Raw genomic sequence first — 14638 nt, 5'->3', positions numbered from 1 at the left:
AATACGTTCCCGGGCCTTGTACACACCGCCCGTCACACCACGAGAGTTTGTAACACCCGAAGTCGGTGGGGTAACCGTAAGGAGCCAGCCGCCTAAGGTGGGACAGATGATTGGGGTGAAGTCGTAACAAGGTAGCCGTATCGGAAGGTGCGGCTGGATCACCTCCTTTCTAAGGAATAAGCAGTCCTTGACGGACTGATAAACAGTTGACCGCTTTTTGTTTGTTTAGTTTTGAGGGAATAACCCTAAAGTAAATAGTCTGGTGGCGATAGCGAGAAGGTCACACCCGTTCCCTTGCCGAACACGGAAGTTAAGTTTCTCAGCGCCGATAGTAGTTGGGACGCAAGTCCCTGTGAGAGTAGGACGCTGCTAGGCAATCGATAAGTCAACCTAAATATGGGTTGGCTTTTTTGTATGTTCTACAATCATATGAATCATTTCCTAGATTGACTTGATGGTGGTTTGTTATTTTATCTGCCTTCATAAAGACTTTATAGTAAAATAGGAATAAAATAATGTGGAAATTGGAGAGGGTCAGAATGGAAGTAATAATAGAATCTGCGAACATAAATGATTTTCATGCGATTAACTTGATTGTTAAAGAAGGTCAAGATGAGCATTCAGATGCATTGCCGCAAATTTTTCAGAAGGTTGATCAGGTCATGCCAGAGACTTATTTTCGTGAGTTATTAGATGATGCGGAGTGCGAAATCTTACTTGCCAAGGTTAATGAACAGGTAGCGGGTTTCGCGATTATTGAACTTAATGAATCTCTTCCTTTTGATTCACTCACACCAAGAAGATTCGCCTATATAAATGATTTTGGAGTAAAAAGTAGTTCACAAAGAAATGGTATTGGAAAAGCTTTATATAAAGCCTGTGTAAATTGGGCTAAAAGGAAAGATGCTGCGTCAATCGAATTAAATGTCTGGGAATTCAATAATAAAGCCCTTGCTTTTTATGAGAGTCTCGGTATGAAAACCATTAGTAGAACGATGACTTTGCCTTTATAGGGCACTCTAACGATTATCTATTTCCCTTAATGGACAATAAGGCATTTGGTTAGTAGGCAACTCCATCAAAGAGAGGAACATCCGATGAATACGAATTTAGAAATGATAATTGACTTATTTGAAAGGGCAGCTTTGCTTTTGATTTGCCTGTTTTTTATGATCAGAATTCCAAGATTTAAGGAATCCTTGCAAAAGGACAGGCATTCGCCTGGCGAGCGGGCGATTTTTACCATTATGTTTTGCGCTTTCGCTATTTTTGGCACTTATTCAGGCATTAATGTTGAAGGGTCGCTGGTGAATGTAAGGATTATCGCCGTTGTATCGGGCGGGATATTATTTGGACCATGGGTTGGCATCATTACAGGAATTGTGTCCGGTGCCCACCGCTATTTAATTGATATCGGCGGGATTACCTCGATTCCATGCTTGATTACGAGCGTAATTGCCGGCATCGTGTCCGGTTATATAAATCGGCGTGTCAAAAGATCACTGCGCTGGATATATGGCATTGCGGCAGGGATGATTTGTGAAGTCTTGACCATGCTGTTAATTCTCCTGATGGCTGAACCTTTTTCACTTGGTTTAGACATTGTATCCAAGATTGCCTTTCCAATGATCGCTGGTGAGGTGAACATCGGCTTGATCGTTTTGCTGGTGATGAGTGTCGAGCGGGAGAAGGAGAGCATAGCAGCCAAGCAGGCGAAGCTGGCTCTAGAGATTGCCAATAAAACATTGCCCTACTTTCGTTCCATCAATTCAGAATCATTAAAGAAAATTTGTACCATTATAAAAGACGACATCAAAGCGGATGCAGTAGCGATCACAGATATCCATAATGTGCTGGCTTATGTGGGCTTCGGGGAAGAGCGGTATGTGATTGGGCAGGAAATCATCAGCGATTTAACAAAAGAAGCGATCCGCAGCGGCAAAATCATTATCCGCAATCAAGTGGCTGACCATCATACCCCGCAAATTCATTCGCTTTTGATTGTCCCTTTTGAAGAACATGGGGAAGTGACGGGAACATTAAAAATTTACTACCGAAAAGCTTATAAGATGACCTACTCGCTCCAGACGATGGCAATCGGGCTGTCACAAATCATCTCCACATTAATGGAAATCTCACGGATTGAACAAATTCGCGAAGCAGCAAATAAGGCGGAAATGAAGGCACTACAAACCAAAATCAACCCGCATTTTTTGTTCAATGCCCTTAATGCCATTGCCTCCACTACCCGGAGAAATCCCGATAAGGCCCGTGAGCTGATTATCAATTTATCGGGTTACATGCGCTACAATTTAGAAGTGAATGATGAACTGATTGATATAGATAAAGAATTGGAGCAGGTGCGTGATTATGTAGAAATAGAGAAGGCCCGGTTTGGCAGCCGATTAACAGTTGAGTATGATCTTGATGACGTGGACAAGAAGATTCCGAGCCTGTTAATCCAGCCATTAGTGGAAAATGCCATCATCCACGGCATCTTAAAGCAAAAGGGTCCTGGAGTAGTCACCATTGCGGTCAAGGCTATGGGGGATAAAATAAGAGTAAGTGTCAAGGATACAGGTGTGGGAATTAGTGAAGAAGTCATCAGGCAGATGAGGCAGGACACCGTGCCGGCAAACAAAATTGGTTTATATAATGTGCACCAGCGCGTAAAGCTCATCTATGGGCATGGTCTGGTAATCAAGCGTCTGAACCCTGGAACAGAAGTTTTCTTTGAGATGGAGAAGGAGAACCTATGAGAGCAATCATTGTTGAAGATGAAATTCCAGCTCGAGAAGAACTGGAATATTTAATAGAAGAATATAGTGAAATTGAGATAACCAATTGTTTTGATGATGGTCTGGATGTGCTGAAATTTTTGCAGGAGCATGACACGGATGCTATCTTTTTGGATATTAATATTCCGTCCCTTGATGGAATGCTGCTGGCCAGCACCATCAGCAAATTTACCAAACGCCCATACATCGTCTTTACGACCGCCTATAAAGAGCATGCAGCGCAGGCCTTTGAATTGGAGGCGTTTGATTATATCTTAAAACCATATGATGAAAAGAGGATTGCTTCCGTGTTAGTCAGATTGGAGTCTGCCTATAAACGGGATCATCTGCCTGCAGCAGATTTGCCTGATAAAAACCAGAAACAGCCAGTTCCTGAAGGGGAGGCACAACCGAAGCCAACTAACCGAATCAATCTTAAGAAGAACGATAAAATTATTGTCACCGATATCCATGACATCTATTATGCAGAGGCACGTGAGAAGGTTACCTTGGTGTATACCCAAAAGGAGGAGTACACGATGCCGATGAGCATTTCAGAATTTCATGCTCTTCTGCCAGATGACCTTTTCTATCGCTGCCATCGGTCCTACACGGTGAATCTGACGAAAATCCGTGAAATTGTCCCGTGGTTCAATCAAACGTATATGCTGCGCTTGAAGGATTTAAGTGCAGAAATTCCGGTGAGCCGCAGCAAAGTAAAGGGCTTTCGCCAAATTATGCAGCTATAACCTCCATTCATTCCGAAAAATAGGCATTTCGTTCTGAAAACGGTTTCCATCCTATTTTCAATGCTAAGATGATCATGTAAACAGTTACATTACTTATACATGATAATTGAACAGCATAGAAGAAAAGAGGAGATCAACATGAGAACAAAAGCTGATAACCGCTTGATGATTGTGATTGGAACTATCATTGTCCAAATGGGATTAGGGACGATTTATACATGGAGTTTGTTTAACCAGCCTTTAGTGGATCGGTTTGGCTGGGAGTTAAATTCAGTTGCTATTACATTTTCGATAACAAGTTTGGCACTGGCATTGTCTACACTATTTGCCGGTAAGCTTCAGGATAAATGGGGGCTCCGCCGCTTAATTGCAGTGGCTGGGATGATCCTCGGAATTGGTTTAATGATCAGCTCACAGGTTTCTTCCTTATGGATGCTGTATATTATGGCAGGGGTTGTCGTCGGGGCAGCGGATGGTACTGCGTACATTACTTCACTCTCCAATTTAATTAAATGGTTTCCAGAACGAAAAGGGTTGATTTCTGGCATTTCGGTTGGAGCGTATGGGACAGGCAGCCTGTTGTTTAAGTTTATAAACGGGTCACTGATCCAAACAGTTGGTGTTAACCAGGCCTTCTTGTACTGGGGTGCGATCGTCATGGTCTTGGTTGTAGGGGGTTCCTTCCTGGTACGGGAAGCGAAAGTAAGTAATGAGAAGCAAGCGGAAGCAGGCATTCTCCAACGTGATTATACAGTGAAAGAAATGCTAAAAACGAAGGAAGCATATTTACTTTTCGGGATTTTCTTTACAGCCTGCATGAGCGGATTATTCTTAATTGGTATTGTCAAGGATATTGGGGTGACTCTAGCCGGACTTGATATCGCGGCAGCAAGCAATGCAGTGGCATTAGTCGCCATCTTTAATACATGCGGCCGCATTATTCTCGGCGCCTTGTCGGATAAGCTTGGCCGGTTGCGGGTGGTTTCAGGCGCATTGCTCGTCACGGCTGCAGCGGTCACTGTCTTAAGTTTTGCTGAGCTTCACTACGGGTTATTCTTTACTTGTGTCGCAGCGATTGCCTTTTGCTTCGGCGGCAATATTACCATCTTTCCAGCCATCGTCGCCGATTTCTTTGGATTGAAAAATCAAAGCAAAAATTATGGAATCATTTATCAGGGCTTTGGCATTGGGGCGATTTCCGGTTCCTTTATCGCATCTTCGTTAGGCGGATTTATCCCAACATTTAAACTTATTGCAGTCTTAAGCATTGTCTCCGTCATCATCGCCATGCTCATTAAGGCACCAGGCAATCAAAAACGCAAAACTTCCAAAAAACAAAATCAACGTGAACTTCGCAGCCTGTCACCAGAGACGCGGGCGAGTTAACCAATTAGCAAAGGGCCAATCAAAATGGATTGGCCCTTTATCGGCTATAAATCTAACAAACTGTTTGTTTATTGAAGAATCCGCTTTTCTCCAGAGAGTGCCTGAATGGGAGCAATATTTTGTGTGAATTCCAGGGTACCCATATATTGGCCATTTTCATCCCGCACAGCAAAATACCGTATATAGACATATTTATCTTTGAATCGAATATAGAAGTCCTCACAGTCTTTTGCTCCTGATTTAAAGTCCTGCAATAATTGTTCCACCACATGAACGCTCTTTGGCGGATGGCAATTTTGTACAGTTCGGCCAATGACCGCTTTTGTCCTGGCAAAGATTCGCTCTTTTCCGTGGGAGAAGTAGCGGACCACATCATCCTGGTCAATGAAGGTAATATCCACAGGCAGATGATTTAACAGGAGTTCAAGCTGTTGAAGAGAGAGAATTCCTGTTTGCAAACGAATATACCCGGATGAGATTGTGTCTTCTTTTATCTCGTTTCGATCAGGCTTCCATACGCCTGCGGGACCTGTTAAACAAAAGCCAATTTCATCACTTTCATGGGCGATTTTTACCCATTCATCCTCTGTTAGGTTTTGTAATGCCATAGGGAATAGGATGTGTTCTTCTTTAAAGATCATATCGCCAACTTCTTTGATGACAAAGAACAGGACATCCAAAACGGGCTGCTTTTCACCAGAATAATTGGCTAATTTATCTTTTGCCGATTTTATGGCTGCACGAATCGTGTCATCCACGCCCCACATGACTTTGGTAGGGCCCATAATTCCGTACTTTTCTAAGTAGGGAAACAAAAGATTTTCCTTACGGCTGTAATGTTTATCGATATCAAGCAAAAGATTTAAATCCTCGGTGAGTTTGAGGATATTTTCTTGACTGTCCTCTTTTTCAAATCGTTCATAATGGAGCTGCATTTTGAAATGAACGAGCAGATCAATTTCTTTATTTTCCATTTTAAAGGTATGGATGGGATGGCCTGGCTGCTCTTCAGGCTTTTGCGGCCGGTGAATTTCCTCTATGGATCCTTTAAAAATGGCGGAATGGACAGAGCATAGCCGCTGCACCTCTTCGACCGGAATTCCTTCTTCCTCCATAAGGGCTTGTTCTAGTTGGGAGATTTCTGCAATGGTGATGCTGCCGGCAGCTTCCTCAAATCTTGCTTTTACTTCTTCGACGCTCTTGCCATTATGCAAATCTTTAATAATTTCCTTTAAAATTGTTTGCCGCTCAGTATTGCTAATGGTTCTCTGTTCACGGTTATTAATGATTTCACTCATCGGAAACGCTCCTTTGCTTTATGAATGGTCACACTCGGTTTCAAAAATTAGGCAAAATATAATGATAAGTGTTCTCAATAGGAATATAGCATAAGAGGTTAGGGATTATTGTGATGTGAATCACATTGACAATATTTAATAAAAAACCGCACAGTAGATACTGAGCGGTCATGTATTCTAGTATGGATCTGCTTCTTTTCCCATCCGGTTCGCCTTCTCGACTGCTTCATCGGCGGCTTGTGAGCTGGTGTTAATTTTATCATCCATCATTTTCATTGCTTTAGCAATGCCTTCTCTGACGCGTTTCCCATAATCTTCGTCAGCTTTGGTAAAATACTCGATCATTTTATCCTGAATTTCCTTTCTGCACACTTTCAGGTTATCCACCAGGTTGCTGATAAGTTCATCTCTTTCCCAATCCTCCAAATTCCGGTATGTTTCTCCGGCTTGGCCAAAATCGTTGGTGCGGTCAATTTTTGCACGGACCAGTTTGTCATTATATTGCGGTTCATGGACTTTCCCGACTTGCTCCGCTTCCTTCAAGCCATCTATTGTAGAAGGTTCATAATTGATATGTGGATTTTGGCCTGGCGCGAGATCGACCTGGTAGGACATTTGTCCGCCGCGTTGATTGGTCGCAACACGCTTTTTTGGCGAATTGATTGGCAGCTGCAGATAGTTTGATCCGACCCGGTAACGCTGTGTATCGGAATAGGAGAAGGTTCTGCCCTGCAACATTTTGTCATCGGAAAAATCCAATCCATCTACCAAAACACCTGTGCCAAACGCAGCCTGCTCGACTTCATTAAAATAGTTCTCCGGATTTTTATTGAGGACCATTTTCCCGACCTTCAAGAATGGAAACTTGTCAGTCGGCCACAATTTGGTATCATCCAGCGGATCAAAATCCAATTCAGGATGCTCATCATCACTCATAATTTGCACACAGAATTCCCACTCAGGATAGTCGCCGCGCTCAATGGCTTCATACAAATCCTGGGTCGCATGGCTGACATTCTGCGCTTGAATTTCATTTGCTTCCTTTTGCGTGAGATTCTTGATTCCTTGCTTCAATGGTTCCCAATGATACTTCACTATTACGGCTTTCCCTTCTTCATTGACCCATTTGTACGTGTTGACGCCTGACCCCTGCATTTGCCGATAATTAGCAGGGATTCCCCATGGGGAGAATAAAAAGGTGACCATATGGGTTGCTTCCGGTGTGTTCGATAGGAAATCAAACATACGTTCAGGATTGCTGACATTCGAGACCGGGTCTGGCTTGAAGGAGTGGATCATGTCTGGAAATTTCATGGCATCGCGAATAAAGAATATTTTTAAATTGTTCCCGACCAGATCCCAGTTACCATCGTCTGTGTAAAATTTGACGGCAAAGCCTCTTGGGTCCCGTGCGGTTTCCGGTGATTCCATGGCACCTGCAACAGTGGAGAACCGGACAAATACAGGAGTGCGCTTTCCAGTTTCCTGGAACAGCTTCGCTCTTGTATATTTGGAAACGGGTTCATCTCCGACTTTTCCATAGGCCTCAAAATAGCCGTGAGCACCAGCCCCGCGAGCATGAACAACCCGTTCTGGCACCCGTTCACGGTCAAAATGGGATATTTTTTCAATAAAATCGTAATTCTCCAGCGTGGATGGGCCCCGTTTTCCAACGGTTCTAATATTTTGGTTATCGGTAACCGGATGTCCTTGCCGATTGGTTAAGGAGTCGGCACTTTCACCAGTTCCCAGTTGATTGGCATCCTGAATATTTTCATCCATATTGATTCCTCCATTTTCTGTCAAATACTATTTCATTATTTCCGTTGGTCATTTTTACTATGTATTTTTTTTATGACAAGTTTGAAAGCATGTTTGGATAAAATTATTTGAATAAATGAAAATTCCAGAGGAATTCTTCCTTCGTATATCGAAATAATAGTTAATCTAGATTTGGAAGGAGTCTATCATGAGTACTAGCAAGCTTGAAACCTTAAGAATTGAAACAGCGGCAGCCGTTGAAAAAGCAGTGGAGGTATTAAAGCAATATTTAAGCTATCCCACGGTTTCAGCGCAGCAATTGGCGATTCCAGAAACAGTGGAGTTTGTCGTAAAGATGATTCGCGAAGCTGGCGGAACAGCGGAGGTTCTGGACGATTTGCCTGGAAATCCTGTGGTTTATGGTTATTTTCCGGCAGGGAGCAAGGGTGATTCTGGCAAAACCCTTCTTTTCTACAACCATTATGATGTTCAGCCGCCCGAGCCGCTTGATGAGTGGATTTCAGAGCCATTCCACCCGGTGATTAGGGATGGCAAGCTATTTGCCAGAGGAGTGGCGGATAACAAAGGGGATTTGGTTGCCAGATTAACAGCCATTCAAATTCTCCAAAAAGTTAATGGCGGACTTCCATGCAATGTGAAGTTTTTAGTAGAAGGGGAAGAGGAAATTGGAAGCCCCAATCTGGCTCCCTTTCTTGAAAAATATCGTGATAAATTTAAAGCGGATGCCTGTATTTGGGAATTTGGCGAAAAGGATGTTGATGATCGAATCAGTATGGTAGCCGGACTAAAGGGCATGGCCTACTTAGAGTTATCCTGTGTGGGTGCTGATATTGATATTCATTCCTCTGTGGGTGCCTATGTGGACAATGCTGCTTGGCGGTTGGTTCAAGCGCTTGCTACGATGAAAAATCAGCAGAATGAGATTTTAGTAGAAGGCTTTTTCGATGGAATCGAGGAGCCATCAGAGGCGGTTTTACAGGCAATCCATCATCTGCCGTTTGATCAAGAATCGGTATCCAGCATGTACGGCTTAAAGCGGCCGCTCATAACAGAGGCGAAAGGGCAAGACCCAAGAGAAGCAATGGTGCTGGAGCCCACGATGACGATTTGCGGCATTGTCAGCGGATATACCGGAGAAGGTGCGAAAACGGTCCTTCCGAAAAGCGCAAAAGTGAAAATCGATTGCCGGTTAGTGCCTGGACAGGATCCTGACCACATTCTGGCCTGTGTCCAGCGCCATTTAGAAAAACATGGATTTCATGATATAGAGGCAGTCATGATAAATGGACAAAAAGCCTATCGGTCAGATTTTAACCATCCTTTCATCCGGCATGTCATGGATACTGCGAAAGAAGTTTATGGGAAGGAAGGTGTCCTAGCGCCAAACGCGGCTGGCACTGGTCCCATGTATATCTTTGGCGAACAGTTGCAGCTGCCCATTGTCAGCACAGGCGTAGGATGGGCAGGATCTAAAGCACATGCGCCAAACGAATCGATAAAGCTAAAAGACTTTGAAGAGGGAATTATCCATATGGCTTATATGCTATTAGGGCTTTAAAGTAGGTATATCTGGTTCTTTTTGAATCAACCATAATCATTTCATTTTCAAAAGAGTAGCATCCATTTCCGGAGCTATTCTTTTTTCATTTCTTTATCTTCAAATTATTCTCCTCCTGCCTTTATTTTGTACTATAATAAACAGTAATTTGATACTTTTTAGGAGGAATGTTCATTGGACTACGCCAGTCTAATTTCCCACTTTATCTTCGCTCTCATATTTCTCTTAAAAAGAAAGCACATTCTTTTTTTCAATTGGATCAGGATGAAGTGCTGCTTCAATCCGATGAGCTAAATAGAGTTCTCTCCACATTGGAGAGTATGGATAAAGAGGTATATTGTTGGTTTACTGTAGATAGCCAAATAACAACGAGACAAAAAATGGTGGTTGAGGACCACCTGGAGAAGCTGTTGGAAGAGAGAATTTCAGAAGGCTGGGACGTTCAGGTACTGTTGATCCCGATTGGGCGGACGTTTTCATTGGAGAGCTGTTTAAATCAATTGGAAATTCTCTTGCTGCCATTAAAAAAACGCTATCCTACCGAGTGTTTTGGGCAAATTGTCGGCGCTCAAACCAATCTCATTTCCCAAGCTTTGCTTTTGGAAGGATTGCGTCAGTTTCCACAACGCTGCGTAACTTTATATTGGGATGGAACGAAAACCACTTCTGTTCACCATCCAGGAAAGGTGAACCCTAAATCCTGGTTTCGCTTGTTTCGGGAATTTATCCAAGACTATGATTATCAGGGGGCGTTAGGGCTATTATCTGATTTAACCGTATCGTCCGACAGCCTAAAGGGGATTGAAGGCCTGCTCCGTTCCCAATTAAAACGAATGAATTTTGACTTTGAAGAAGCCAATCACTGCCTCTCAGAAGCTATAATTCTAGTAGGTTCAAATCATTGCTTGCTTGAAACCAAAGCCATTTACGCAAAGCTGTTAAATCATGATCCAAAAATCAAAGAGTTAGAGCGAATCGCCGAATTATTTAGGCAGATCGAAATCTATGTCCAAATGGACGATACGCCATCCTTCCTCGTCCGTTTTTATCGGGCTAGAGAGGCTGTCCTATTCTATCTTCTGCAATTTGCCAAACGAAGAGCAGCACCTTTTAGGGATCAAGGCAGATGAGAATTTTGCTTCCATCAACCTTCTATTATTACAGCTGGCAGAAGACATCAAAAAGGAGGATGGTCACACTGAAGGCAAAACTATTCCTTCCATGGTCTAACAATATTGTTTCAAAAATAAAGGATTGTGAAAATAAGCTTCATCACCATTCCCGAACGTTACAGGAAGTCTGCGTGATCTGCCAAACCAGTCGGGAAGAATCACAATGCCAAGCTTTTTCCGACCACCAGGTGGCGATAAAAACGGCATTAGTTTACAAGGATCTTCCGTTTTACATACAAGCTGAGCAGCTAAAAGAATTCTTGCATGCCTATATTCATAAACACGATGCGATCTATATTCTTTTGAAAAAGGAAACTTCACAAATCGGACATTTGTTAACCCAAATTTGTGCAACTGCTTATCCAGAGCAAATTTTTTACCTGACAGAGGACGATCAAACGATATCATCTCCAGCCTTGACCTTGACAGAAGAAACTCATTTCAGCCTTATTCAGTATGTCAATGAATTGATTTATTCTGGAAATTATTCATCAGCACAGGTCTTGCTGGATGAGAGTCTCTCAGGGAAACATTCAGAGATCAACGAATTGCTCAACTTGGGAAACCAACTATTTTTATTGAACTTGGACAAAGAGAATGTTCCAGGTAAGCAGCATCCCTTAAACCTGTTGATGGAAACACTCGCCGCCCATGATATTTCGGATCGTGAGGAATTGGATTATCTTCGCCGTTTAATGTCCGTACAGGACCAAAAGCAGCGTCCGTTTATCGCTGTTTTGCACAACTATGCTGAATTTTTGTATGAGCAAGACGACATCATTGATTTTATTGTACTTTATTACCGTTTAGCGGAAGAGACTTTGTTATTTGCCCTTGGCTGGGACCATGATTGGAACAATCAATTTATCTATCGGGAAGACGCCGGATTTAAATTGGCATTTCCTAAGTGGCGGTTGTCTAAGCATTATCATCGGTATAATCAAGCACTACGGGAGTATATCCAAACAGTAGAAGCAAAGAAACGGGTCCAAATCCGTTCAAGCCATCAAGCCGCAATTGAAAACCTTACATCAGAAGAAGCCTACTTTGCTCAGCTGTATCTAGCGTTTGCTAATAAAGGAATTGTCCAATGCATTGAATTTCGCCATGAAGGAGTAAGCGGCCATGGCTTTGCTGATTTAACCAAGAAGGAATTAGAAAATTTATGCAGCGGCAAAACTCCCCTTCAGCTCATCGACCCGCTTTTGAAGAGATTGGGTTTAAAACCTGAACACTCGATATTTGAGCTATTAAATAAAGGGATTATGGCATTGCTGCAGGAGCAGGATAACGCTTCTGGAATGTACTAAAATTTAGTACTGAGAGGAAAAAAATAGGGCCATGGTTGCAATTTTGCTGCAATTAATAGAAAATTGAAATTAGGAAATTTTCCAAAAAATAGTTCCTTAGGAAGGCGGATGTGTGATGCCGCGAAGTGCTGATCATTCACTAGCTTTGGATCCTCAAACCAATTCGTTACATCGTTATCTTAACTCTCCATCCATGCAAAAGCAGCTGTATAAACGCACATTGCTGATTGTTGTCCTTTCCCAAATCTTTGGGGGCGCGGGTCTGGCAGCAGGCATTACAGTAGGGGCGCTTCTTGCTCAAGACATGCTGGGTACGGATGGCCTTGCAGGTCTTCCCACAGCCTTATTCACGTTAGGGTCTGCATTGGCTGCCTTACTTGTGGGCCGTGCCTCGCAGCGCTTTGGGCGGCGGTTTGGTCTTGCAGCAGGATTTTTAGTTGGAGGGACAGGGGCAATTGGGGTGGTGATTTCAGCCTTAGCCTCTAATATTATTCTCCTGTTTGCTTCACTGTTCATTTATGGGGCGGGATCAGCGACGAACCTGCAAGCCCGCTATGCCGGAACAGACTTGGCCAGTGTTAAACAACGGGCTACTGCGATTAGTATTGCCATGGTATCGACCACTTTTGGAGCAGTCGCGGGACCCAATTTGGTGGGGCCCATGGGGCGTTTTGCTGAAACCATTGGAGTGCCTGCATTGGCGGGACCATTCATTTTGGCCGCTGCTGCTTTTATTGGTGCTGGTCTGATCCTATTGTTTTTCCTCCGCCCAGACCCGCTGCTTGTGGCAAATGCGATTGCGGAACAGGCGAGAAGGGAGGAGGAGGAGCATCACAGCCATCAACCTATAGCGGGTGAAGCCAAAAATCGGGGAGTTGTGGTGGGAGGAGCCATTATGTTGTTAACCCAACTGATCATGGTAGCCATCATGACGATGACACCGGTGCAAATGAGGCACCATGGACATGGATTAAGCGAGGTAGGGCTGGTAATCAGCATTCATGTTTGTGCGATGTATCTGCCGTCATTTGTGACTGGAATCCTGGTTGATAAGATAGGGAGAACCGCCATGGCGATTGCATCTGGTGTCACGCTCCTTGCGGCAGGCGTGGTGGCTGCCGCTGCACCCTCAGACTCTATGATTGTCTTTGTGATCGCATTGGCACTTCTTGGACTGGGCTGGAACTTTGGCTTAATCAGCGGAACGGCACTGATTGTAGACGCCACCAATCCCTCAAACCGGGCGAAGACACAGGGAACAGTGGATGTATCCATCGCTTTGTCGGGCGCTTCAGGAGGAGCTCTTTCTGGTATGGTTGTAGCTCAGTCCAGTTTTACAGCGCTTTCGCTTGGGGGAGGCATCATTGCGCTGCTAATAATACCCGTCATTTTCTGGGCTCGAAGGGAAAAATAAAGCGGCTGGCAGACTTAAAAAGTCTGTCAGCCTGTTTTTTGTTGTTCGAATGAAGAAACAGAACACTCTGATCACAAAAAAATAGGTCCGTTGTTCCGAAAAATGTTAAAATAACTTATGAAACTATCATTCTTAAAGAGGGTATTGGCTTTTAAAAATGAATCCAACATTAATGAATTTCCATAAAAATCGATATGAATGGGTTTTTCAAGCGAAACAGGAATTTATCGATCGCTTTGGCTGCCCCGGTGCAGATCAACTCGACGTCAATGAGCAGTCCTTCAGCCGTTTAATGAAATTTTATAAGGATGCGGAAGCAGCCAGCAGGCTTGCGCTGGAGCAGCATGAGGAAAAAACAAAAGAATATGAGGAATTAATCGAGCGGAACAAGGCCTTACTAGACCAAGAAATATCAGAAGCTGAACAGCAATATCAAGAAATTTGCAGCAAAATAAACGTGCATGATTTATTATTAAGCAAAATTGAACTGAAAAGCACCGAACCTGGCTATATACACGAAATCGTTCATGAGGTTATTCCATACACACCGAATCATAGGAAAGCAAGTGTCATTAATCGTGCTATCGAGAATCTGGAGCAGCGAATTGCAGAGGAATTGGAGCCAAAACTGAGGGAGATTCTCCAAGAAGCAGACCGCATAAAAATAGGCTCAGAAAATTTATCGCATTTGCCGTACATCACCCCGATACCTAGACTCGAGCAAAAGATCGATTCCTTTTGGCTGAAAAGCAACTATGAAAAGGCAGCCAGCCATACACGCGAATTGGCTCATGAGTGGGTGACAGCGATGTATCATACCTATAATGAGGTTCTCGCTCCCATTGAAAATGAGGCAAGAGAGCGAAAAGAGGAACTGTCAAAAGAAGCTAACGCATTAAAAAGTGCCACATTGGAGAAAAGAAAAAAGCTTAAGGAAGATCTTGCTGTTTATGAGCAAAGGAAAGCGGAGCTGGAAGAAAGCTATCAAAAGGTATATGATTCGTGGAAGCAATACAGGGAACACGCTTCACAGCTCGTGGGGCATTTTATTAAGCATTGGATGGACTATAAGAATGAACTAGAACAGTTCCTCCATAATGGGAGCACAGAGGAGCGCTGGCTCGCATCAAAATATTTGGAGCTTCTGCTGCAGGATGGCGAAAAAATAATAACCATTTAATTGGATAAGGCG

At 43.4% G+C, this 14638-nt stretch carries 11 protein-coding genes and 2 rRNA genes; 11 read left to right on the top strand and 2 right to left on the bottom strand.

Features of this window, described 5'->3' with window-relative positions:
* The 6 genes from NFS43_RS12995 to NFS43_RS12970 form a co-directional block, all read left to right on the top strand.
* Window positions 1-169, top strand: a 16S ribosomal RNA gene (locus tag NFS43_RS12995); the annotation flags it as partial.
* 89 nt (window positions 170-258) lie between these two features.
* Window positions 259-375: ribosomal RNA gene (gene rrf / locus NFS43_RS12990) — 5S ribosomal RNA — on the top strand.
* Between the two features lie 164 nt (window positions 376-539).
* On the top strand, window positions 540-1013 hold the full coding sequence (locus NFS43_RS12985) for a GNAT family N-acetyltransferase (RefSeq protein WP_251552100.1): 474 nt from the start codon (window positions 540-542) through the stop codon (window positions 1011-1013).
* 84 nt (window positions 1014-1097) lie between these two features.
* Window positions 1098-2759, top strand: a complete 1662-nt coding sequence (locus NFS43_RS12980; RefSeq protein ID WP_251552099.1) for a sensor histidine kinase — start codon at window positions 1098-1100, stop codon at window positions 2757-2759.
* A complete protein-coding gene (locus NFS43_RS12975) occupies window positions 2756-3526 on the top strand; it encodes a LytR/AlgR family response regulator transcription factor (protein ID WP_251552098.1) in 771 nt (256 codons plus the stop codon). The genes NFS43_RS12980 and NFS43_RS12975 overlap by 4 nt, the downstream gene beginning before the upstream one ends.
* Window positions 3527-3664: 138 nt before the next feature.
* Window positions 3665-4912: an L-lactate MFS transporter gene (locus tag NFS43_RS12970; RefSeq protein ID WP_251552097.1), complete on the top strand. Its 1248-nt coding sequence runs from the start codon at window positions 3665-3667 to the stop codon at window positions 4910-4912.
* Between the two features lie 68 nt (window positions 4913-4980).
* On the opposite strand, the gene NFS43_RS12965 is transcribed toward NFS43_RS12970, so the two are convergent.
* Window positions 4981-6210, bottom strand: coding sequence for a DUF438 domain-containing protein (locus NFS43_RS12965; RefSeq protein WP_251552096.1), 1230 nt, complete (start codon window positions 6208-6210; stop codon window positions 4981-4983).
* A 177-nt stretch (window positions 6211-6387) separates the two neighbouring features.
* On the bottom strand, window positions 6388-7992 hold the full coding sequence (locus NFS43_RS12960; RefSeq protein WP_251552095.1) for a catalase: 1605 nt from the start codon (window positions 7990-7992) through the stop codon (window positions 6388-6390).
* Window positions 7993-8179: 187 nt separating this feature from the next.
* Here NFS43_RS12960 and NFS43_RS12955 point away from each other — a divergent pair, with 187 nt between their 5' ends.
* The 5 genes from NFS43_RS12955 to NFS43_RS12935 all read left to right on the top strand — a co-directional run bounded on the left by NFS43_RS12955 (window position 8180) and on the right by NFS43_RS12935 (window position 14626).
* On the top strand, window positions 8180-9550 hold the full coding sequence (locus tag NFS43_RS12955; protein ID WP_251552094.1) for a M20/M25/M40 family metallo-hydrolase: 1371 nt from the start codon (window positions 8180-8182) through the stop codon (window positions 9548-9550).
* 167 nt (window positions 9551-9717) lie between these two features.
* Window positions 9718-10680: a hypothetical protein gene (locus tag NFS43_RS12950; protein WP_251552093.1), complete on the top strand. Its 963-nt coding sequence runs from the start codon at window positions 9718-9720 to the stop codon at window positions 10678-10680.
* Between the two features lie 59 nt (window positions 10681-10739).
* A complete protein-coding gene (locus tag NFS43_RS12945) occupies window positions 10740-12032 on the top strand; it encodes a hypothetical protein (protein WP_251552092.1) in 1293 nt (430 codons plus the stop codon).
* A gap of 115 nt (window positions 12033-12147) precedes the next feature.
* Complete coding sequence (locus NFS43_RS12940; RefSeq protein ID WP_251552091.1) at window positions 12148-13446, top strand: MFS transporter; 1299 nt, start codon at window positions 12148-12150, stop codon at window positions 13444-13446.
* A 172-nt stretch (window positions 13447-13618) separates the two neighbouring features.
* The gene (locus NFS43_RS12935; protein WP_251552090.1) at window positions 13619-14626 is read left to right on the top strand and encodes a hypothetical protein; all 1008 of its coding nucleotides are present in this window, start codon (window positions 13619-13621) and stop codon (window positions 14624-14626) included.
* Window positions 14627-14638: the final 12 nt, after the last annotated feature.

Source organism: Neobacillus muris (genome assembly GCF_943193175.1).
GTDB lineage: Bacteria > Bacillota > Bacilli > Bacillales > Cytobacillaceae > Neobacillus > Neobacillus muris.
Note: the sequence above shows the minus strand (reverse complement) of the source record. Positions and strands in the feature narration are given on the sequence as shown.

What these genes read in the sequence shown, in the direction of transcription:
- NFS43_RS12985 (WP_251552100.1), top strand. Translation starts at nt 540, where the DNA reads ATGGAAGTAATAATAGAATCTGCGAACATAAATGATTTTCATGCGATT.
- NFS43_RS12980 (WP_251552099.1), top strand. Translation starts at nt 1,098, where the DNA reads ATGAATACGAATTTAGAAATGATAATTGACTTATTTGAAAGGGCAGCT.
- NFS43_RS12975 (WP_251552098.1), top strand. Translation starts at nt 2,756, where the DNA reads ATGAGAGCAATCATTGTTGAAGATGAAATTCCAGCTCGAGAAGAACTG.
- NFS43_RS12970 (WP_251552097.1), top strand. Translation starts at nt 3,665, where the DNA reads ATGAGAACAAAAGCTGATAACCGCTTGATGATTGTGATTGGAACTATC.
- NFS43_RS12965 (WP_251552096.1), bottom strand. Translation starts at nt 6,210, where the DNA reads ATGAGTGAAATCATTAATAACCGTGAACAGAGAACCATTAGCAATACT.
- NFS43_RS12960 (WP_251552095.1), bottom strand. Translation starts at nt 7,992, where the DNA reads ATGGATGAAAATATTCAGGATGCCAATCAACTGGGAACTGGTGAAAGT.
- NFS43_RS12955 (WP_251552094.1), top strand. Translation starts at nt 8,180, where the DNA reads ATGAGTACTAGCAAGCTTGAAACCTTAAGAATTGAAACAGCGGCAGCC.
- NFS43_RS12950 (WP_251552093.1), top strand. Translation starts at nt 9,718, where the DNA reads ATGTTCATTGGACTACGCCAGTCTAATTTCCCACTTTATCTTCGCTCT.
- NFS43_RS12945 (WP_251552092.1), top strand. Translation starts at nt 10,740, where the DNA reads ATGGTCACACTGAAGGCAAAACTATTCCTTCCATGGTCTAACAATATT.
- NFS43_RS12940 (WP_251552091.1), top strand. Translation starts at nt 12,148, where the DNA reads ATGCCGCGAAGTGCTGATCATTCACTAGCTTTGGATCCTCAAACCAAT.
- NFS43_RS12935 (WP_251552090.1), top strand. Translation starts at nt 13,619, where the DNA reads ATGAATTTCCATAAAAATCGATATGAATGGGTTTTTCAAGCGAAACAG.